Below are 22,124 nucleotides of genomic sequence, written 5' to 3' on the forward strand. Positions count from 1 at the left end.
CTCTTCTTTGCACCTTTGCTCCTTAGCGCCTTTGCTCGAAACAAAAAAAACGGCAGAGAACCGAAATCCTCCACCGTTCAATTAACAATTAAAAATCCTAACTAAGACTCAACACCTTGGGGTAACAACTCCCGTGTTTGTTGAGAACTAACTTGAACAATGCCATTTTCATCAACGTCAACAAGAGCAGTATCGCCATCTTTGATGCGTCCAGACAGAATTTCTTCTGCTAAACTATCTTCTAACAAGCGCATAATTGCCCGACGTAATGGCCTCGCACCGTAGCTGGGACTGTAACCCTCAGTTATCAAGCGCTCCTTGAAGCGGTCTGTGACTTCTAAGACAATGCCTTTTTCCGTCAACCTACCGAACACTTCCTTGAGCATGATTTCAGCAATTTGAGTAACTTCAATCTTGTTCAACTGACGGAAGACGATAATTTCATCTAACCGGTTTAAGAACTCAGGACGGAAGTATTGCTTCAGTTCTTCGTTCACCAAAGAGCGAATTCTGTTGTATTGTGTCTCAGTCGCATCTTCAGAGAACTCAAAGCCGATACCGCTACCACCTTTTTCAATTACCTTAGAACCAATGTTGGAAGTCAAAATCAGCAAAGTGTTCTTAAAGTCCACCGTGCGACCTTTCGCGTCAGTTAAACGCCCATCTTCCAAAATTTGCAACAGCATATTGAACACATCAGGGTGTGCTTTTTCGATTTCGTCAAACAGCACCACGGTGTAAGGACGACGACGGACAGCTTCTGTTAACTGACCACCTTCGTTGTAGCCCACATAACCAGGAGGTGAACCAATCAATTTACTGACGGTGTGACGCTCCATGTATTCGGACATATCCAAGCGAATCATGGCTTCTTCCGAACCGAAGAAGTAGGAAGCCAAGGATTTTGCTAATTCCGTTTTACCTACCCCAGTTGGACCGGAGAAGACAAAACTAGCGATTGGCCGATTAGGATTTTTCAAGCCCACACGAGCGCGACGAATAGCGCGGGAAACAGCCTTAACAGCGTCTTCTTGACCGATGAGGCGCTGGTGTAAGGTGTCCTCCATGTGCAGCAACTTCTCGGACTCAGATTCGGTGAGTTTGTTCACCGGTACACCAGTCCAGGAAGCGACAATGTGAGCGATGTCTTCTTCTGTAACTACAGGTTCAATACCGTCACCACTAGCACCGTTACTCTTTGTTTGAGCAATAGTGCGGATTTCGGCTTTGATCTCCATTTCCCGATCGCGTAATTCTCCGGCTCGGTCAAAATCCTGAGAACGGACTGCGTCATCTTTTTCTTTTAAGATTTGTCGCAGTTCCTTGTCTAACTCTTTCGCTGCGGGGGGCAATTGAGAGTTAATCAAACGCACGCGAGAACCTGCTTCATCAACCAAGTCAATGGCTTTATCTGGCAAATAGCGATCGCTGATATATCTATCAGACAGTTTCGCCGCTGCTACTAAAGCTTCATCGGAGATTTTCAGCTTGTGGTGTTGCTCGTAGCGTTCGCGCAAACCATATAAAATTTCAATTGTTTCATCAACGGTTGGTTCACCCACCATTACAGGCTGGAAGCGTCTTTCCAACGCCGCATCCCGTTCAATGTGCTTGCGGTATTCATCTAAAGTTGTTGCGCCGATACACTGCAATTCACCCCGCGCCAAAGCTGGTTTGAGGATATTTGCCGCATCAATCGCCCCTTCAGCTGCACCCGCACCAATTAGGGTATGAACCTCGTCAATTACCAGGATGACATTACCCGCAGAGCGGATTTCATCCATGATTTTTTTTAGGCGTTCTTCAAATTCACCCCGGTATTTGGTTCCTGCTACGAGTAAACCAATATCGAGGGTAACAACACGCTTATCTTCCAAGATGTCAGGGATATCTTTGTTAGCAATACGCGATGCCAAACCTTCAGCGATCGCAGTCTTACCAACCCCTGGTTCACCAATCAGCACTGGATTATTTTTAGTCCGGCGACCCAAAATCTGAATCACGCGCTCAATTTCTTTCGCACGCCCTACCACAGGATCAAGTTTATTGTCCGTGGCCATTTGGGTCAGGTTGGAGCCAAATTCATCCAAAGTCGGGGTTTTTGTGCGACCAGATGGACCTCCTCCTGGTGAAACTTCGGCAGTTTCTCCCAGCATTCGGATTACCTGAGTTCTCACCTTAGATAAATCTACACCGAGGTTTTCTAACACCCGGGCTGCTACACCTTCCCCTTCGCGGATTAGGCCCAACAGCAGATGCTCGGTGCCTATGTAGTTATGCCCCAATTGGCGTGCTTCTTCCAAGGATAGTTCTAGAACTCGCTTTGCCCGTGGCGTAAACGGAATTTCCACGGCAACAAAGCCAGATCCTCGACCTATAATTTTTTCAACTTCAATTCGGGCATCTTTAAGATTAACGCCCATCGATTTCAGCACCTTGGCGGCCACTCCTGTACCTTCGCCAATCAGACCCAGGAGGATCTGCTCAGTTCCGACAAAGTTGTGACCTAAACGGCGGGCCTCTTCTTGGGCCAGCATGATTACCTTAATGGCTTTTTCTGTGAAGCGTTCAAACATGGCATTTTTCCCATCACCTGCGGTCGTGCCGGTATGCTGATTTTAGCACAGGCTAAAAGTTTGGATGTTTGTATACAAATTTTAGACATCCAATCGCCATCAGACATAGTGATGAGTTAATTTTTAAATTTTTATTACTTTTTATGTAACTTGTGTACTGAGGAGGTTGAATTTTCCAGCGTTTTTGGCACTAATACCAAAGGATAAACCGCTAATGTTGAGATTTTGTTGATATAATCCCAAACATTTATTTATACCATATAGATTGGTACATTGTCAATTATCTGCTCTAGCTATAAGCTTTGGTTATGAAAAGACTAAATTTAGTTTAAAATTCTGATTAAAATGAAGAGCATGGAAATTAAATTTTTTGTCATTAAGAGGGGAATTTTAGGAGTTATGTCGAGCCAGCCTATTTTCGTATGACCACTGGCATTGCGATCGCAGATTGGTTGCTTAACTTCTGGATTAGATATAGAACTATCCTCTGATAAGTAGGTCGGCGTTAAAAATTGTCGTTATGACAAGGCAGGAGGCAGAGGGCAGAAGGCAGGAGGGAAGAGGTTTTTAGGCAACTTTACGTTTCGTTACATACTTCTGTTTTTCTGCGCCTTTCTACTTAATTTCAGGAATGTTTTGGATAAAGCCAACGATAAAACAAGCGAGTTACACGGGGCATGACCAGATAAGTCAAACAAAAAACCGTCAGCGTGATTAACACCAAGGATCGCAGTAAGGGCGGTAAAAATGTTAATACAGGTGCTATGATTACCCCCAGTATCTGAGCTACGGCAAATACTGCTACGGCAGTTAGAATCGCCATTTTGTAGCGTTTGGGTGGCTGCTGAAAAGGTTTTCTGGGTAATGTGAACCAGGTTTCTAAGCCAGTCAGAATTTGGACATTTTGATCCTGTTGCACCAGAGGTTTTACCTTGTCGAGCCAGCGTTGGCGGACGGGGGAATCCATCCATTCCTTGAGATGTTTGTAGCAATCAAACCTCAGAATGATCGCATATTCAGGATGATCTGGATGTTGAGGGCGGATAAAACTGACCCCAGAGTGTCCCTGAAACTGTTGAGCAACCGCAGAAATATCACGCAGCCATTGTTCGTATTCTTGTTCAAGTCCCGGTTTGACTAGATGTGAAATAGCAGCAGTAATAGGTTGTCTGTCAGTATCGAGTGCGATCTTTGGTGTATTTTCAGATGTCATTTTAATTACACTTTTCATCAAAACGCAAAGACCAATTAGATTGACTCAGGCGATCGCTTACAAAGGTATGCCAATCATCTAAGTTTTTGAGAAATTTTGGCTGTTGTAAGTCCGAAAGCCAAAGAATCAGAGCATCTTCATCGTTATCTTTGTAGTAACGTGGTCTTCTGCCGGCAGTTTTGAAACCAAATTTTTGATATAAGCAGATCGCTCCCTGGTTGGAAGCGCGGACTTCGAGGGTAGCTCGCTCTAAACCGCGATCGCTCGCCCTCTTCAGTAAAGAATACAATAAAACCTGTCCCAAACCCTGACGGTGATATTGAGGATGAACCGCCAAAATCGTAATATGTGCTTCCTCTAAAATTGACCAAAAACAACCCATTCCCAACAGTTCAGAATTAGAATATGGGGAAAATAAACCCAGAAAATGACTATTAGGACTTTCCAACTCGCGTCGGTAGCCATCCATTGTCCATAACCCATCAAAACAAACTTTATCCAGTTCTAGCAATGCACTTAAATGCACTATTGTCAAGGATTGAATTTTTAAGTCTAATAAAATCACGGTTAAGGTAACAGGTAACAGGTGACAGGTGACAGGCAAGAGAGGGAGAAGAGACAATCACCCATTACCACGGAAGCGGTAAACTGGGAATTGAGAGAATAAGTCACGCCCGTAATTTTCACAAGGACAACTTTTATTATTTATGGTATCGACTCACCCCGTCGGGGTTCAACCTTCTGGCAATCAATATTTACCTGAAAAGCGAAGCAACACAACACTTTCACCTAATCAAGAACTCTTACCCTTGAGTGCCAGAGTTAATCGTCATAACTGCCTAGAAATCGGTGGGTGTGATGTCACAACGCTGGTTCAGCAGTTTGGTTCACCTTTATATATTTTAGATGAAGAAACTCTGCGGACAGCTTGCCAACAATATCGGGATACTTTCAAACAATACTACAAAGGCGAATCTCAAGTATTGTACGCTTCCAAGGCCTGGAATTGTCTAGCTGTTTGTGCGATCGCTGCCTCAGAAGGTTTAGGAATAGATGTAGTCTCTGGTGGTGAACTTTACACCGCCTTAAAAGCAGGTGTTAGTCCAGATAAAATCTACCTACATGGCAATAATAAATCTCGTGAAGAGCTAATTTTAGCTATCGAGTCTGGTTGTACCATTGTTGCTGACAATTGGCACGAATTACATACATTGGTAAACATAGCAGAAGAAAGACTCATAGCTTCTGAGTCTACACTGAGTACTCAGCACTCAGTACTCAGCACTCGGATTATGTTGCGGTTAACGCCAGGGATTGAATGTCATACCCACGAATATATTCGCACCGGACATTTAGATAGTAAATTTGGTTTTGATCCCAATGATTTAGATCAAGTATTTGCCTTTGTCAGCAAACAACCTAGTTTAAACTGTGTGGGATTACACGCTCATATTGGTTCCCAAATTTTTGAACGTCAACCTCATCGAGACTTGGGTGTGGTGATGGTACAGTGGTTGCGGGATGCGGCCAAATACGATTTAGAATTGACAGAGTTGAACGTTGGTGGTGGTTTAGGAATTAAGTACACAGAATCAGATGATCCCCCTAGCATCGAAGAATGGTCAAAGGCAATTTGTGAAGTAGTTCAACAAGCTTGTGCAGACCAAAATCTGCCCTTACCAAAATTATTATGTGAACCAGGGCGATCGCTAATTGCGACTGCTTGCGTTACAGCCTACACTATTGGTTCAGCTAAGGTAATTCCCGATATTCGTACTTATGTCACGATTGATGGCGGAATGTCTGATAATCCTCGCCCCATAACTTACCAATCAGTTTATCGGGCAGTAGTTGCCAATAAAATGTCAGATTCTTTGACAGAAACAGTCACATTGGCTGGTAAACATTGTGAATCAGGAGATATTCTGATTAAAAATGCCCAACTGCCAAAAACTGAACCAGGCGATATTCTCGTAGTTATGGGAACTGGTGCGTACAATTACAGTATGGCATCTAACTACAACCGTCTGCCCCGACCGGCAGCTGTTTTAGTAGCGAATGGCGAAGCAAATTTAATTTTGCAGCGCGAAACTTATCAAGACATCATTCGACAAGATTGCCTACCAGAAAGACTTAAATAGTGGTTAGTCATTGGTCATTGGTCATTAGACTGATCTGATAGCTGGTGTGGCGTAACCCATAAATTAGGTTTTAACCCTTAATTTGTAAGGCTTTAAGCTTCAGAAAGCGGATATGTCTATTAACTAAAAACCAATGACTAATGACTAATGACTAATTAGCACTGACAAACGACTAAACAGTAATCCAGATGTCATGAGAGATTGGTGGAAGCAATGGCTGATAAACCCAGGATGGTCACAGTCCTTGCTGCTTGGGACTCTGGATATTTTGTTGGTGCTGGCGCTGACATATATGATCCTAGTGATTATTAGTGAACGCCGGACGCTGTGGATGGTGCGGGGATTTATAATCTTGATGCTTGCCTCAGCATTGAGCGGTACTTTAGGGCTACCTCTACTCAATTTCGTTCTAGAAAAATTGGTAATTGGTTGCGCTGTAGCGATGGCAGTAGCACTCCAGTCAGAATTTCGCCGATTTTTGGAACAACTAGGACGGGGTGAATTCCGGCAGTTATTCCAACCCAACCGTTTGGCAGTTCCTAAATCTGATAGCGTCATTGATGAAATTGTTGATGCAGTTAAAGAACTGTCAAAAAATCGAATTGGCGCTTTGCTGATTTTGGAAACTTCTGGACCAATTGATGAGCGAGATTTTTCTGTACCTGGAGTCAAGTTAAATGCAGAAGTTTCTAAGGAACTGATACAGACAATCTTTCAGCCAAAAACTTTATTACACGACGGGGCAACTTTAATTCGTGGTTCGCGGATTGTAGCATCAGGTATAATTTTACCACTTTCGGGACGCACAGCCTCGCGCCAGTTGGGTACACGCCATCGGGCAGCAATGGGAATTACTGAGCGGGTCGAAAATTGCATTTGTGTCGTTGTATCAGAAGAAACGGGTTCTATTTCCTTAGCGGAACGGGGAACTCTATACAGACCACTGACGATTAAGAAGCTAAAAGAATCTTTAGAGGTTAGATTTTCGCCAACTGTAGATCGGGAAGCAGTTGCTCCTGGTCTTTTAAGTTTAATTCGTCAAATTGGTGGAAAAACACTAGCATTGGGTTCACGATTACTCGGTTTATTATCGACTGCTTCTCGAAGTAAAAAATGACAACACAACATACTGAACTACAATATTTACCTTCTGATTTAAAAAAAGAACTACTTCCCCAGCACGTTGCGGTGATTATGGATGGCAATGGTCGATGGGCTAAACGTCAAGGTTTACCCCGGATTATGGGTCATAAAGCTGGTGTAGATGCTATTAAGGATTTACTCCGCTGCTGTAAGGATTGGGGTATTAAGGCATTGACTGTTTATGCTTTTTCCACGGAAAACTGGAAAAGACCACAGGAGGAAGTAGAGTTTTTGATGACTCTGTTCCAGCGAGTTTTGCGTCAAGAACTGCGGGAAATGGTTGAGGAAAATGTGCAAATTCAGTTTGTGGGGAATTTGCAAGCTTTGCCAAAAGCACTCCAAGAGGAGATTTCTCGCTCTATGGCAGAAACTAAGGAGAATCGCAGTATCCGGTTTACTGTAGCCACAAATTATGGCGGTAGACAGGAGATTTTACAAGCTTGTCGAGCGATCGCTCAAAAGGTGCAACAAGGTCTCTTACAGCCTGAAGAAATTTCTGAAGAGGTCTTTGAAAGTCACTTGTACACCGCAGGTGTAGCAGATCCTGATTTACTCATTCGCACTAGTGGAGAAATGCGATTATCAAATTTCTTACTTTGGCAAATGGCTTATGGTGAAATTTATATTACTGATGCTCTTTGGCCAGATTTTGACCGTAGTGAGTTTCATCGGGCTTTATCTGCTTATCAGCAGCGGGAACGCCGATTTGGGCAAATTTAGGGGATTTGGTGACAGATAAGAGTTTTTCCTAATTACGAATTACGAATTACGAATTACGTTCGCGTAGCGTTTCCGATAGCTTGCGTGGCGTAGCCATAGGAAATATTACGAATTACGAATTACGAATTACGAATTACGAATTACGAATTACGAATTACGAATTACGAATTACGAATTACGAATTACGAATTACGAATTACGAATTACGAATTACGAATTACGAATTACGAATTACCCAAGTTATGGACCTGCAAAAACAGCTTGTTCTATATCTTCTCGACTTAAGGAATATTTAAAAGAACGTTGAATATCTTGACCGATCTCTCCTGCTTGAATATATCGGACTGTAATCTGTTCGATATCTAACCAAAGTTCGGCTTGCCAACTAGGTTTTTGCAATCGCCAACAATGTAGTTCGGTTTCATCTTGTTGACAACCTTGATTTTTTAGCCACTGCTCAATTTGTGGCAAAGAATGGCTATATAGAGGTGTGTCGGAAGGCAGAATAGACATAACTATTTTAGATTTTAGATTTTGGAATTTAGATGCAGAAATTATTGATTCTTGATTTTACTTGTTGTCTGTGTATTTAGTTGGTAGATTTGGGTGAATTGCTGTTGTGTATTCAGAGGTTGAGAAAGGTGAGTTTGGAAACTGGATTCACCACGAATGAGACCAATTGCGATCGCTAGTAGCAAACAACCAACAATAGTTAAACCTAACACAAATAATACAAAGATTTCTCCTGCTGACAGGGGGCGATCGCTTGCATCTAAATACATTGATTTTGAGAAATCATAAGGCTTATGTACGGAATGATTTAAATCCGTTGGGGCTTGAATGACACCAAAACGGGAATAGCCAATCTTCAAATCATAACTCAAACGCCGTTCGGGATGACTGAGAGTGGCGTAAGCTTCGTTAATTTGTTGAAATTTAGCAGTAGCAACTGTGGCCGGTAATTCTGTTGTATCAGGATGATACTGTTTACTCAGTTCTCGATAAGTGCGACGGATATCTATCACAGACGCTGATGGATGTAGTCCTAGCAAGGCATAATATGAGATTTCGCTGCTTTTTGGCATTACCCCATTGTAATTAACGGTTGTTTGAGTCACTTTGCTCAAATTATGTTTTTTTATATTTTAAATCTTTTATGAATTATGCTAGATATAAGTTCTCTAATCTATTTTCATCCTTAAATCCTGGAAGCCCTGTATATCTAACGGGAGGTGGATGACTCCCACGTCGTCACGCAAGCTTACGCCATTTCAGACATCCTCAAGATTAAACATCCACTCGTCGCCTTATTGCCTCCACCCCCGGAAAGAATCGCTCTGTGTTTACTGAAAGTGGGAAAGAACAGTTTTAGATTCTCAATCACTCCGAAGTATTTGAATTTCTGTGCGTTGGTTTTTAGAGTCATCGGGAGAAATACCTGGTAGAAGCTCACTATCATCTTTTCCCTCTGATTCGATGGTGTAATATTGTAGCTTACTATTATTGCTTAAGTATTGTTCTACTACCTTTGCCCGGCTTTCACTGAGGTTTTTGTTAAGGCTAGGAAAACGAGATTTAGAAGTGTGACCCATGACTTTAATAACAATTTTTTGAGGTTCATATTCTATAATCCGCTGAGAAATCTTATCAAGTATTGACTTGGCTTCCTGAGTCAATTCAGCTGAGTCCACTGCAAATTTTATCTCTTTCAATTTTCGTAATTTGCCGATAGAATTTCGTAATCCCCTGGGAGTAGGAGTTTCAGTAACAGTTGCTTCGGGAGCATCGCCAATATCTTCAGCCGCCTTTTCAACAAACTGAGAGGTAAACAAATCTTTGGGGTTTTTGGGGACTTGATTCAGTTTACCGTGAAGCTGTAGTAGAGCCGCTGTAGATTTAATGCGCTCTTCAAGAGTACCATCTGTCATCCATTTTTGAGCTTTACGGGAGTTAAAAAATTCAATCCCTTGATCTTTGCGGAGACTCCTATTGTAGTATGCTATCAGAAATGTGGTAATTTGCTCAGGTTGAGAAGAAATGATCCAGTCGGAAGCAACAAGTACATCGATAATTATATTTGGTACATAATCGCTAGATAGTATTTTTGTATATCCTTGTTTTGTAGCTTCCCCAATATCAGGTTCCCAGAGTACAGCTACAGCCACATTCTGGTTGGTATCTTTTAACAAATTCCAAGCCTCAGAAGAGTCTTTCACCTTCTTTTGTTCATGAAAATTTTGCAGATTAAACTCCTCAAAGTCATCACTGAGAAATAATGCTAGAAACTCGCTGGGGGTATTTTCGGCATAGGTAATTGTCAACTGTTGTCCTTGCGATTGTGCTTCCTTTAAATCCCGCAGTGACTTTAGCTGAGGATATTTTATATTATTCAGAAAAATAGCATCTCCCCCCACTGAACGGTCAATCAACCCAATAATTTTTCCTTGAGGCTTATGGATCAGGAACTGGTCGAGAGAAGTTACTAGTAAGTCAGCTTTTCCTTGTTCCAGACTTTTAGCCCGTTGAACTTGATCAAATTCATGTTGATAACTAAAGTTTAAACCTTTTTTTTTAGTGCGTTCTGAAACTCAGAACTTTGAAAAGTTTGGTAACCATTGAAGGAATTGCCTAAAAGCCTCAATTCAACATTTGTAGATGTTGGAGAAGGTGATGGGTTTTGAGAAGATGGTTGATTTGTAGGAGAAGAAGGAAGCGGTTTGTCTGGTGGTTTAATCAGAGTAAAATAACCAGTTACAAGTGCTGCAATAATTACGCCTGTGGCAGCTATAATAGCTACTTTTATCTCATTTGATATTGGATTATTATTCTTCTGTGTAAGTACAATTCGTTCCATTGATGAACGCTCAGGAGATATCTCGATCTTACGTTCGTAAGTGCCGTAACCGTCAGCTTCTATTCTTATTTCGGGATCAACTTTTTTTGTATCCTGTCTAATTGTGAATCTAAAATTTCCGTCTGTATCTGTATGTTCGGTCATCGGTATGTCTGAATATTGTAGGCTAACTTTAGCCCCTTCAATAGGGGTGTTTTTTTGATTAACAACCATACCTGTAAATTTAAACTCAGACATTATAACCTAAGCTCCTTTTTGCTTTTCTAATGAAACTGATACTCTAATTAAAAATTTAACCCTATTAATGATAATACATCTATCTCAGCTTATGGAATCAATTAAGCAGCCATGCAGAAAGTTACGATAAGGACTTGATAACCTATCGGTAATATTCTGATTAGCATTGATAAAACTGTACTGAAAACCTTGGACTTCGGTAGTGACACCCTACACTAAATTTATTATCAAAAGTTTTTTGCTGACGAGTAAGTGGATGCCGATTTATACCAGTCAATTGTCGGAATACCAAAAGAATTAATAACTTGAGAAATTTGAGGAAGAACACGCATAACTGATGCTGCAAGTACGAAGATTTCAATACTGTCCTTGACATCGATTTGACCACTAACACGCTTACACGCTATTAAAGCTCGATCAAAACCAAAATCTGGCATTAATTGATGAGAGAATTCAAGAAAGGCATAAAGTTCCTCTGGTCGCTCCACTACAGGCAAACCAGTGTCAGTGTTTCGTTCTTCCCCCCGCATTGCAACGACAGCAATTTCTGAATATATGTAACTCATGCGGGCTAGGTGACTAGAATTAAGATCCTGGATACTGCTAAGGCTATCTAAAGGTGTTATTTCAGTCCTGAGTAAAGCTTGAGCAAAAAGTGGAATTGGGGCAAAACCTGAATGAGCAGACTCATGACCAATATCGGAATCCCAATCCCAATCATGTCCCTCTTTTGGAGCCGTTGCCAGCCAAATCTGATGGTGGTTTTTTGGTGTTTTTCTCCAAGCAACACCATGATTCAACATAGATGTGCAGGGAACAGCACCCCATGGGGAATCTTCTACATCAGAATCTTGAGCTATAATATCTAATCCTCCATGTTGAGAATAGTAAAGCGCCCATGGTTGTACATGGCGATGTCCAGTTAATATGTGATGGATTTCGCGATCGCTCAATAAACCCAGAGACACAAACCGCTGCCGACGAGTATTTCTCAGACAAATCTCACGTTCAAGCCGGAAGGGAAGTTCTTCAAGAAAATCAAGTACGGCTGATTTTTCAATTTCCGAATCTGAGAACAAAGTTACTGAGAGCGGTAAATAATAATGTTGATTTGGCAACTTCTCGGTGAAATATGGGTAAAGTTCACCAGTTGAGCGAACTCTTGCATTATTCCAGGGTAAGTGTGTATCTTGAAATTCCATAATTACTATTTAATTAGATTTGTTATTATTTATCGCTTATTTTTTGGTTATTTTAAGCTTTAGCTTTTGCCTTTTCATTCCCCAATAACTTGCACTGGAAAACGTTCAAGTATTTCATCATACAGAGACTTAAAATCAGGAGTAATGAAATGGTCACGAGTTCGAGAGTCATTTAGTGGAGGGATAAAAATATCAAGAATTCTACCAGGAAGAGAACTCATTAAGATGATACGATCAGCTAGGATGAGAGCCTCGCTGATGTCATGGGTGACTAATAATACTGAACAACCTGAACCAGCAATAGCTTTGAGCAATAAGGCTTGCATACTTTTCCTTGTTGGTTCGTCCAAGGCTCCAAATGGTTCGTCAAGCAATAGTAGTTCTGGCTCAACAATCATTGTACGAGCGAGAGCAACTCTTTGGCGCATACCGCCAGAAAGTGTCTTTGGATAAGCATCAGCGAATTCGTTTAAACCTGTGAAACTTAACCATTGGGAAAGTTTTTCCTCATTTGATCGTGAGTTACTCTTGTTCAAACCAAATGCAATATTTTCCCGAACAGTCAACCAAGGAAATACGCTATATGACTGAAAAACTAAACCCCGTTGCCGATCTGGTTCTTGAATCGGCTTACCATGATACAAAACCTTCCCTGAAGTCGGTTTGTCTAGTCCTGCTGCCAATCTCAAAATTGTAGACTTGCCACAACCTGAAGGACCGATAATCACAATAAATTCACCTTGATGGGCAGAAAAATTAATGTTTTCTAGAGACTGAATCTTACGAAATTTGCTATCTACAAAAATTTTTGAGACATCCTGGAAGTCCAACAAACTACTAGGCATACTTAAATTGATTTCCATCGAAACAGCTTAGAAGCTATGATACGAAAAAGCATATCAGTCAAAGCACCTAGAATTCCCACGAATAAAATTCCTGCGAACACTTTCTCAGTTTGCAAGTATCTTTGTGATTGAATGATAAAATAACCTAAACCATTATTCCCAGCGACAAGTTCTGCTAGTACAAGGTAAGACCAAGCCCAACCAGCCGAAATACGCATATCATTCCAGATCGCAGGCATTGACCAAGGTAGCACAATCTGATGTACAATTTCCCAGTGATTTAAACCAAAGGTGCGACCCCCTTCGATAAATTCGTGAGGAATGGATGCTGTATCAAATGCAAATAGCAGAACAAGCTGAAAAACTACCCCAAATGTGATGACTGCAATTTTTTGCTCATCCCCAATTCCAAACCATAGAATACAAAGAGGGGCTAGGGCAGCAACCGGAAGATAGCGAGTAAATCCAAATATTGGTTCCAGTAAATATGATGCTAAAGTGAACTGACTGCAAAGTATTCCAATAGGAAGCGCAATTATAACGGATAAAAAAAAAGCAGTAGTTACTCTAAAAACACTCGTGAGAAAGTAATTTAAAATAAAGTCACCAGAGAAAAAAAGTTGCAGAAAACTTGAAAAAACTTGCCCAGGTGGGGGCAGAAATATGGGATCGATAGGAGTTGTTTGAGTTAAAAAATACCAAACAATTAGCAAAGTACAAAAAGGTGCAAAGTTTAATAATTGGGACTGAAAGACGGAGGGAACTTTAGCAATCAAAATAGACCTCTTTATATTAAATATTTATTGATGAATCTTCTCTTCTTTTCTCTTCGATTTTACTTGATACAAGATTCAACAGTTCCTGATTGCGAATGTTGTAGGAGTTCAACTAGTGGGAGCAGGACAGATATTTTTAAACTCTTCCGTTCTTGTAATTTCGTCAGGAAATCTTGTCTTAATTCTATCAAGTAATTGATCTGGTTTTATATTCAGATGAGGATCGATACGAAAAATACCTACATTTTGTGTATTAATTGCATTTACTTTTGATATTAGGGTATTTCTTTTGCGATTTGCTTCGACTTTAGGCAATTTTATAAAAATATTACTATCATCCCAACGTAAATAGCATATGCTTGTATTTTGAGCTTGATGTATGCAAAATGTTTCTTCGGGAGAACCTAAAAGTAAGTAAATGGTAATGTTACGTTGGACTTTGTGTAGGTTTGATGTTACAATATCAATATTATCTCTTATATAACGTTTACGTTCATCGGGTGTTTTTTCAACCCAATTAACTGTCTTATCGTACAATTCTTGTTCTTTTTTGGCTAAAAAATATTTTGCAACTGAAAGAGTTTGGAGTAGGGACGAAATATCATCAATAGTTTGATTTGTTATTTCCCCGCAATAGAAATAATACTCATAAGAAAACCTTTGGTCTATTTTTGAATGTACTATCTTGGCAAAATTATAACTTGCTTCTAATGGTTTTTGTGAGCATACCAGAATAGAATCTATGCTTGGAGATCGCTGTAATTTTTCTTCTCTATTTATGAGTCCTTCTGTAGTGATTACAGAAAACTCTTGTCCCTGAAATTTAAAAGTTTTACTGGATGGATTTATCTTCCTTCTTATATTATAAATACCTACCCCTATTGCACTTGAAATAAAAATAGTAACAGCTGGAAAAACTCCAGCTATCTCGGTTATGTTGCTGATAATCTTCACGATTTCCTTCCAATCAATTCCTTGCTGTGGTTTGGAAGGTATTGGTACTGAAGATGGCACATTTGCCTGAAATTCAGATGCACCATCAACAAACTTTGTTGATATGATTGACTTTGGATTTACTGCATCTTCGATCACACCAGCCTTCAGCCAAATATCTGAAGCCTGTTTAGCAACAGCAAAGATTGGTCCTGGATTTTCATTTGTACCAAAGTATTGACGATTACGGGCAAGATTATTAAATTTTGCACCACTCAGAATTGTTGCATACTTAGCGGCATCTACTTGGAAGAATGGAGCCATAATCTTGTTTGCCTCTTGTGGATTTTTCTCCCAATAAGCAATGGCTTTCAGTACCGCATTTACAATTTTCTGAACATCTTCGGGAGACTGATCAACAACCTTCTGATTAAATGCCAGACAATCCACAATAAGATTGGGATGTTCCTTTGTAGAGGCGAGAACATACCCTTTTCCTTTCTCTGTAGCTCTAGTTAGCCAAGGTTCCCAAACAACGGCTGCATCCACATCACCCTTAATAAATGCAGCACCAGCTAGGGCAGTTTCCATATCAATCTCCTTTAAGTCGGTCAGGCTCATTCCATTTTTCTGAAGTAAAGCCCGCACGAAAAACTCACTGGGCAAACCGCGTTGAAAGGCAACCTTTTTACCGCTTAGATCCTGGAAACTCTTGATAGACTTCTTAGCAACAATTCCATCGCCACCTACAGATTCATCTATCGCCATAACAATTTCTGTGTCTAGTCGATTGCCAGCAGCCGAGACAAAATAGTCAACAGGTGCAGCTAGGGCATCTATCTTCCCTGACTTGAGTGCGCTATTACGTTCAGCGAGACCCGTAATTACGGTTAATTCTGTTTGAATGCCAGCATCTTTGAAAAACCCTTTTTCCTGAGCAAGATAGAGTGGTCCAAAACCAATCCATGGTCCTAAGCCAATGTGATAAACTCGGTTATTTGACTGAGGTTGGCATCCTATAATTAGATAAAATACGGTAAAAAATATTGTCAGGATTAACAAGAACTTTGTCGGTAAGTTTCTGCATTTTATCAGTTTCAAGACATTCCCCCTAAATATCATAATTTACCTGAAATTCTTCTGGTACTAGAATACCAGTTTTGTACGTTTTGAATGTGATTTATCTCAATGAGTAAATAACCCTGTTCTGTCACTCTCCGAAAACATTTGCCATTTCTGAATTCTAGAGCTTTTATCTACCAAGCGATTGCACAATTTCTTTCTAATAACAAATACAACACCCATTTTTTTCTAATAGGATAGGTTGAATTCATTGGTTGATAAGGCTTTCAGAGATTGTCCTCCCGAAAAGTGACAAAAGAGGGGTATCTTGGTGGACACCCGTTAAGAGTTGCGCCATTAGCTACAGAGAAAATCCCTTAATAATTCCCACGGTAAATGGGCTAAACCCAAGGCGATTTTTTGGGTTTCTGGGCTTAAGCTTTGTGCTTCGCTAGTTTTAATTAAATCTAAATATATTCTTCTATCAGTATTTTCAACTAATGCCCGTCGTAACCATCCTTCTTTACCATCTAACCAAGAGTACAGTTTGCGTCCAATTTCTTGTAATTGGTTGATATCATCTATGTCTTGGCTGTAGTAATTTTTTTCACACTGTTGAATCAGATTACCTAATTCATGGGTATCTAAGCGGCGTGTACCATAATCACAACGCAGTTCAAAGGTTTGGTTTTGGCTGGGGGCAAAGGTGAAGTTAAACGGCATGGAGAGGCTGCACGAATGCTTAAGTGGTGATTATCGTTGCCTTCACCATGATACATTGGGTTTTCGGATTTTTGTCTCGCGTAGAGGCGGAGAGAGGGGGGTTTTTTGAGACTTCCTTGCTATTGGAAGAATATGGATTAAATGAACCGCGAAGACGCGTTCACGAAGTGTCCCGCAGGGATAGGTCGCGAAGGAAGAAGGAAGAAGGAAAGAAGAAAGGTAATACTAATTTTATGTGAGGTTGCACATAATTCTGAAATCCATTGATTTATCTGTCTTTATCCGCGTTTATCTGCGTGCCATCCGCGTACCCTTCGGGAAGCAAGCTACAATTATTCTATGCAGCTTCATATTAATTTGGTATAAGGTTTTTTAATATTCTGTAAAAAATCAACTTTATCAGGACTTACGCAACTGGCATATTGGTAGGGTGCGTCAGACCTGACATATGCTGCAAATAAACAGATACTTGATATCTGACGCACCATAAAATAGATGTTTGGTGTGACACTTGCGTAAGTCCTATTTATATCAAGTATATTGAAATTAGTAATATGGTGTTGATAACTTCTATGCTATTACTTCAAGAATTATCAGAACTGTTGCAAGCGCAAGATCCAGAAGAACGACAAATTATCACTGGTGTTAGCTGGGAAAGTTATGAAGCATTACTTGATGATTTAGGTGACAGTTTAGAATATAGAGTTACATATTTAGATGAAGTAATAGAATTAATGTCTCCTAGTCGTCGTCATGAAAAAGATAAAAACCGCGTTGGTCATTTATTAGAAATATACTTTGATGAAAAACGCATTCCTTATTTTCCCCTTGGTTCTACAACTTTCCGAAAGCAAGCAAAAAAAGGAGGATTAGAACCTGATGAGTCTTATTGTATAGGGACAGAAAAAGAATTTCCGGATTTAGCAATTGAAATTGTTGTTAGTAGTGGAGGAATTAATAAGTTAGAAGTTTATAAAAGATTAGGTGTCAAAGGGGTGTGGTTTTTCATCAATAATCAATTTACGGTTTATCATTTACGTGGTGAAAATTATGAAGTGATAGCAAGAAGTGAATTATTACCAGATTTAGATTTAGCAATTTTGGCAGAATCTGTAATTTCAGAATATCCTTTAGAGGCAGCACTAGCTTTTAGAGAGAAAATCAAATAGAGTGCAACATTTTAAATGGATACTCCAAGATCAAGATAATTGGGAGTTGAAATATCATTTTAATCCTGTTCATCCTTAAATCCTGGAAATCCTGATTTAGACTTTGCTGTTAAATTAAATCAGCACGGGGTTTAAAGGTTTCAATTTCCCGCAATTTTTCATAAAGTTCTCGTTCTTCAGAAGTGAGATTTTTGGGAGTGACTATTTGCACTTCAACTAATTGATCTCCACGTTTTCCGTTTTCCCCTGGATAGCCTTTATTAGCGAGACGAAATCTTTGTCCAGACCTCACCGCAGGAGGAATGGTCATTTTCACTGGACCGTCAAGGGTTGGTGCTTCTACTTGTCCTCCTAAAACTGCTTCACTAGGAGTTACAGGAACTTGACAGAAGATATTTGTGCCTTCTAGTTTAAATAATGGATGAGGATCGACGGTAATTTTTAAGTATAAGTCGCCGCCACCAATACCTTGATTTCGCAGACGGATGGTTTGACCTGTCACCATAGATGGGGGCATAGTTACTTCGAGCGATCGCCCATCTTCTAAGCGAATACGTTCATTACCACCTTGATAAGCTTTTTCTAGGGGTAAAGTCAAGCGGGCTTCTATATCTCTACGAGTAGTGCGAGGTGGTGTGTTGACTGTATAAGCAACTTTAGTTCTGGGAGTGCGAAATGGGTCGCTAGGGGTGCTAGAGGTGCTAGAACCTCCGCTATTTCTGCTATCTTGGCGACTGCTGACACCTATGACTTGATTAATAAAACTTTCAAAATCGGAAAATTCACTGGGGTCTACTTCCTGATTACTGCTGCGGCTGTTAGAACGATCTCCCCAACCTTTTGGTTTTGGTGTTTGTTTAGCACCAGCAAAGCCTTTTTGTTTCCAGTAGCGGCTAAACTGGTCATATTGCGATCGCCTACTGGGGTCGGAAAGGATTTCATAAGCCTCACCGACGGTCTTAAATTTTTCTTCTGCTTCCTTGTTACCGGGATTAAGATCAGGGTGATATTGCCTTGCTAATCTACGATAAACCTTTTTAATTTCTTCGCTAGAGGCATCTTTATCTACTCCCAAAATCTCGTAATAATCTCGAAAATTCTGCAAATTTTGCATAGTTTTTTATTTAAATTTAGATGTCACTAGTCAGTGTTTAGTTGTCAGTTGTCAGTTGTGCTTCTACTTATCACTGACGGGAGCAAATATTTGAACTTAGATTTTAGATTTAATCAAGTTAATCCCCAATCTAAAATCTAAAATCCACAATCTAAAATTGCTTTACAGCCAATCATCGTCATCATCCCAGTTATCCTGGTAGCTGGGACGCTTCTTCGGTGCTGGACGGCTATCATAGGGGGAAGAACGATTGTCCCTATCCCTACCATAGTCTCTGCCATTATCCCTACCATAGTCCCGGTTATAAGCATCCCGTTCCCGATAGGTGTCTCTAGAGGAATCCCGTTCTCGTTCTTTGTCACCCGTGAATATCTCACGAATTGCACCAAATAAGTCTTCGTCTTCATCCTCAGCATAATACTGACGGACTTCTCGGTTTAGCTCATATAGAGCATCTTGCAGGTCTGCGTAAGCTTGGTCAATTCCGCGATCGTCATTTTCTTTTAAACTTTCCCGCAGTTCACGAGAAATATTATCAATGCGTTGACGACGGTTACGGGCAAATTGCATTCCCATTTCTAAGGCTACTTCCCGCAGTTGCCGTTCGGCTTGTAAAATCAAGGCTTCGGAACGAGTGCGTTTTTCTACTCTTTCTTTGCGTTCTCGGTCAACTTCGGAGTATTTTTGAGCATCTTGAATCATGCGATTCACTTCTGACTCACTCAAGGTAGAAGCCCCTTGGATGGTAATACTCTGTTCGCGTCCAGTGGTGCGATCTAAGGCTGTCACCTGTAAAATACCGTTAGCATCAATATCAAATGATACTTGAACTTGGGGTATACCTCTTGGCGCTGGCGGAATACCATAGAGCTTAAACCGTCCTAAAGACTTGTTATTTGCTGCCATTTCCCGCTCACCCTGGACAACGTGGATTTCGACGCTGTTTTGGTTATTTTCAGAAGTAGAAAAAATGTCAGAGCGCCGTACTGGTATTGTTGTGTTGCGGGGAATGAGTTTTTTCATCACACCACCGATGGTTTCTAATCCCATAGATAGAGGCGTGACATCTAAAAGCAGTACATCCTTGAGTTCACCTGCGAGAATCCCGGCTTGAATAGCTGCACCCACTGCCACCACTTCATCAGGGTTAACGTTTTCGTTGGGTTCAGTCCCAATTAAGTCACGTACTAGCTGTTTCACCATTGGTATCCTTGTGGAACCACCTACTAGTACAACTTCTTCAATATCTACAGGGGAGAGTCCGGCATCTTTCAGCGCCCTTTTTACAGGGGTTCGCACTCGACTGATTAAGTCACCGCACAAGCCTTCAAATTGCGATCGCGTCATCCGAGTTTCTAAATGCTTCGGACCGTCCTCTGTGGCGGTAATAAAGGGTAAGTTAATATCAGTGACACTGACGGCAGAAAGTTCTATTTTCGCTTTTTCTGCTGCTTCCATCAACCGTTGCAAGGCTTGGCGATCGCGTCTTAAGTCTAAACCTTCTGCTTCTAAAAATTGGTCTGCTAACCAATCAACTATTTTTTTGTCAAAATCATTACCACCTAGCTGGGTATCTCCACTAGTGGATTTAACTTCAAATATGCCGTCGCCTACTTCTAGAATCGATACATCAAAAGTACCACCACCCAAGTCAAAGACTAAGATAGTTTCTGTGTCACCCCGATCTAATCCGTAAGCCAAAGAGGCCGCAGTTGGTTCATTAAGAATTCGCAGTACTTCTAAACCAGCAATTCTGCCCGCATCACGGGTTGCTTGCCGCTGGGAATCATTAAAATAAGCAGGAACGGTAATTACAGCCCCGGTGACAGGTTCCCCCAAATAGCGACTAGCGTCATCTGCCAATTTCCTGAGGATCATGGCTGAAATTTCTTCTGGGGCAAATTCCTTATTCAGACGCGGACAAGCAACTTTAATACTGCCCATTTCATCTTTGCGGATGGTGTAGGGTACACGCTTAGAATCTGGGTTTAATTCACCGTATCTCCTCCCAATAAAGCGTTTCACAGCAAAAAATGTATTTTGAGGATTGAGGACAGTTTGCCGTCTGGCCATTTGCCCAACTACCCTTTCACCTTCCTTACTAAAACCGACGACGGAGGGGGTTGTTCGCATTCCTTCTGCATTGGCAATCACCACCGGCTTGCCACCCTCCATAACGGCGACTACTGAGTTGGTTGTACCCAAGTCGATGCCGACTACCTTGCCCATGCGTTACTTTTCTCCTCAGCGTGTCTTATAAACTAATTATTATATGGCTGGACTACCTCTAGCTTGGTGCTAAATGATGAAAACCGCCCAATGGCATAATTATCATCATTCAATCAAGAATTAGAAAATTTTTAGCTTGAGGCGTTACTTGCTTGCACTAGGATAGCATTTGAAGAGAGGGAACAGGGAACTCTTAACAGGTCAGAATTTTACTAATCACCAATCACTACTTTGAATTTAAAACAGCGGTTACAAAATCACCTTCAGCAGATAGCCAGAGAACGCGATCCTTATATGGCGACTGCGGGACATTTCTTTGTTCAAGAATACATTCGCCAACAATTTGGACAATGGGGAAGTGTGGAAATCCACACCTTCCAAGTAGGAAGTAAAAGCTGTAAAAACTTGATTTTAAATTTACCTGCTGCCGCAGAAAAGCAAAAGACAGATTTACCTCCTATTTTAATTGGCGCTCACTATGATGGTGTACCTGGTACAGTGGCAGCTGATGATAATGCTACAGGTGTTGCAGTTTTATTAGAATTTGCCAGAAGTTTTGCCCAAAAACCAATCAGATATCCTTTGCGACTGGTTGCTTTTGATATGGAAGAATATGGCTTACTCGGTAGTGCTGATTATGCAGCTTTATTGCGCGAACAAAAGCAACGTATACGCCTGATGATATCTTTGGAAATGTTGGGCTATCGGGACTTTAGTCCGGGTTCTCAAAAATACCCATTTCCTCTAGAACTTTTTTATCCAAATTCTGGTGATTTTATTGCTTTAATTGGCAATTGGCGGACTTTTGGTGATTTACTTAGCCTAAGTAGAAATATTCGCCAATCTAGTGTGTCTAGTCAGTGGCTACTTGCACCAAATCGGGGTTTAATGGTTCCCCAAACTCGACTTAGTGATCATGCACCTTTTTGGGATCAAGATTATCCAGCGATGATGGTAACTGATACTGCTTTTATGCGAAATCCTCATTATCACAAACCGAGTGACACTATTGCGACTTTGGATTTAGATTTTCTGGCAGGTGTATGTGAGGGTTTGGAAAGGGGTATTAGGCAGTTATAAAAGATAGAATCAGAATGGGATTAGTTCAGCGAAATATAGGACTACTATATTTGATTTTTGATAGCGTAGCCATAGAAATTTCGTACAGGAAAAGCCTTTATGGGTAG

At 40.8% G+C, this 22,124-nt stretch carries 19 protein-coding genes; 5 read left to right on the forward strand and 14 right to left on the reverse strand.

The features are described 5' to 3' along the window. Window positions 1-101 precede the first annotated feature (101 nt). The 3 genes from ANA7108_RS0117870 to rimI all read right to left on the reverse strand — a co-directional run bounded on the left by ANA7108_RS0117870 (window position 102) and on the right by rimI (window position 4,354). Window positions 102-2,576: an ATP-dependent Clp protease ATP-binding subunit gene (locus tag ANA7108_RS0117870; RefSeq protein ID WP_016952177.1), complete on the reverse strand. Its 2,475-nt coding sequence runs from the start codon at window positions 2,574-2,576 to the stop codon at window positions 102-104. A gap of 625 nt (window positions 2,577-3,201) precedes the next feature. After that, on the reverse strand, window positions 3,202-3,789 hold the full coding sequence (locus tag ANA7108_RS0117875) for an antibiotic biosynthesis monooxygenase (RefSeq protein WP_042491167.1): 588 nt from the start codon (window positions 3,787-3,789) through the stop codon (window positions 3,202-3,204). A 1-nt stretch (window position 3,790) separates the two neighbouring features. Next, complete coding sequence (gene rimI, locus ANA7108_RS0117880; RefSeq protein WP_016952179.1) at window positions 3,791-4,354, reverse strand: ribosomal protein S18-alanine N-acetyltransferase; 564 nt, start codon at window positions 4,352-4,354, stop codon at window positions 3,791-3,793. Window positions 4,355-4,496: 142 nt separating this feature from the next. Here rimI and lysA point away from each other — a divergent pair, with 142 nt between their 5' ends. From lysA to ANA7108_RS0117895, 3 genes are all read left to right on the forward strand, one after another. After that, on the forward strand, window positions 4,497-5,930 hold the full coding sequence (gene lysA / locus ANA7108_RS0117885) for a diaminopimelate decarboxylase (protein WP_016952180.1): 1,434 nt from the start codon (window positions 4,497-4,499) through the stop codon (window positions 5,928-5,930). A 193-nt stretch (window positions 5,931-6,123) separates the two neighbouring features. Then, window positions 6,124-7,047, forward strand: coding sequence for a diadenylate cyclase CdaA (gene cdaA, locus ANA7108_RS0117890; protein WP_026104279.1), 924 nt, complete (start codon window positions 6,124-6,126; stop codon window positions 7,045-7,047). Next, window positions 7,044-7,793, forward strand: coding sequence for an isoprenyl transferase (locus ANA7108_RS0117895; protein ID WP_016952183.1), 750 nt, complete (start codon window positions 7,044-7,046; stop codon window positions 7,791-7,793). The genes cdaA and ANA7108_RS0117895 overlap by 4 nt, the downstream gene beginning before the upstream one ends. A gap of 240 nt (window positions 7,794-8,033) precedes the next feature. Here the strand turns inward: ANA7108_RS0117895 and ANA7108_RS0117900 are convergent, their stop codons facing one another. From ANA7108_RS0117900 to ANA7108_RS30560, 9 genes are all read right to left on the reverse strand, one after another. Next, on the reverse strand, window positions 8,034-8,306 hold the full coding sequence (locus ANA7108_RS0117900; protein ID WP_016952184.1) for a DUF3143 domain-containing protein: 273 nt from the start codon (window positions 8,304-8,306) through the stop codon (window positions 8,034-8,036). A gap of 41 nt (window positions 8,307-8,347) precedes the next feature. Next, complete coding sequence (locus ANA7108_RS0117905) at window positions 8,348-8,878, reverse strand: J domain-containing protein (protein ID WP_016952185.1); 531 nt, start codon at window positions 8,876-8,878, stop codon at window positions 8,348-8,350. A gap of 291 nt (window positions 8,879-9,169) precedes the next feature. Then, on the reverse strand, window positions 9,170-10,222 hold the full coding sequence (locus tag ANA7108_RS27615) for an OmpA family protein (protein WP_016952186.1): 1,053 nt from the start codon (window positions 10,220-10,222) through the stop codon (window positions 9,170-9,172). Window positions 10,223-10,350: 128 nt separating this feature from the next. Beyond that, entirely contained in the window at window positions 10,351-10,884 is a 534-nt protein-coding gene (locus ANA7108_RS28255; RefSeq protein ID WP_016952187.1) for a carboxypeptidase-like regulatory domain-containing protein, read from the reverse strand. Window positions 10,885-11,111: 227 nt separating this feature from the next. Beyond that, entirely contained in the window at window positions 11,112-12,086 is a 975-nt protein-coding gene (locus ANA7108_RS0117915) for a hypothetical protein (RefSeq protein ID WP_016952188.1), read from the reverse strand. A 74-nt stretch (window positions 12,087-12,160) separates the two neighbouring features. Continuing rightward, complete coding sequence (locus ANA7108_RS0117920) at window positions 12,161-12,949, reverse strand: ABC transporter ATP-binding protein (protein WP_016952189.1); 789 nt, start codon at window positions 12,947-12,949, stop codon at window positions 12,161-12,163. Further along, a complete protein-coding gene (locus ANA7108_RS27620) occupies window positions 12,934-13,707 on the reverse strand; it encodes an ABC transporter permease (RefSeq protein WP_016952190.1) in 774 nt (257 codons plus the stop codon). The genes ANA7108_RS0117920 and ANA7108_RS27620 overlap by 16 nt, the downstream gene beginning before the upstream one ends. Before the next feature lie 108 nt (window positions 13,708-13,815). Then, on the reverse strand, window positions 13,816-15,741 hold the full coding sequence (locus tag ANA7108_RS28260; RefSeq protein ID WP_158318373.1) for an ABC transporter substrate-binding protein: 1,926 nt from the start codon (window positions 15,739-15,741) through the stop codon (window positions 13,816-13,818). A gap of 318 nt (window positions 15,742-16,059) precedes the next feature. Continuing rightward, window positions 16,060-16,425 (reverse strand): hypothetical protein, encoded by a 366-nt coding sequence (locus tag ANA7108_RS30560; RefSeq protein ID WP_016952192.1) that lies wholly within the window; start codon window positions 16,423-16,425, stop codon window positions 16,060-16,062. 572 nt (window positions 16,426-16,997) lie between these two features. Here ANA7108_RS30560 and ANA7108_RS0117945 point away from each other — a divergent pair. Next, window positions 16,998-17,594, forward strand: a complete 597-nt coding sequence (locus tag ANA7108_RS0117945; RefSeq protein WP_026104280.1) for a Uma2 family endonuclease — start codon at window positions 16,998-17,000, stop codon at window positions 17,592-17,594. Window positions 17,595-17,703: 109 nt separating this feature from the next. Here ANA7108_RS0117945 and ANA7108_RS0117950 read toward each other — a convergent pair whose 3' ends face one another. Together ANA7108_RS0117950 and dnaK are read right to left on the reverse strand one after the other, a co-directional pair. Then, entirely contained in the window at window positions 17,704-18,708 is a 1,005-nt protein-coding gene (locus tag ANA7108_RS0117950; RefSeq protein ID WP_016952195.1) for a DnaJ C-terminal domain-containing protein, read from the reverse strand. Between the two features lie 162 nt (window positions 18,709-18,870). After that, window positions 18,871-20,937: a molecular chaperone DnaK gene (gene dnaK, locus ANA7108_RS0117955; protein ID WP_016952196.1), complete on the reverse strand. Its 2,067-nt coding sequence runs from the start codon at window positions 20,935-20,937 to the stop codon at window positions 18,871-18,873. 231 nt (window positions 20,938-21,168) lie between these two features. Between dnaK and ANA7108_RS0117960 the strand changes: the two genes are divergently transcribed. Further along, on the forward strand, window positions 21,169-22,017 hold the full coding sequence (locus ANA7108_RS0117960) for a M28 family peptidase (protein ID WP_016952197.1): 849 nt from the start codon (window positions 21,169-21,171) through the stop codon (window positions 22,015-22,017). Window positions 22,018-22,124 lie beyond the last annotated feature (107 nt).

It is taken from the genome of Anabaena sp. PCC 7108, from assembly GCF_000332135.1.
GTDB lineage: Bacteria > Cyanobacteriota > Cyanobacteriia > Cyanobacteriales > Nostocaceae > Anabaena.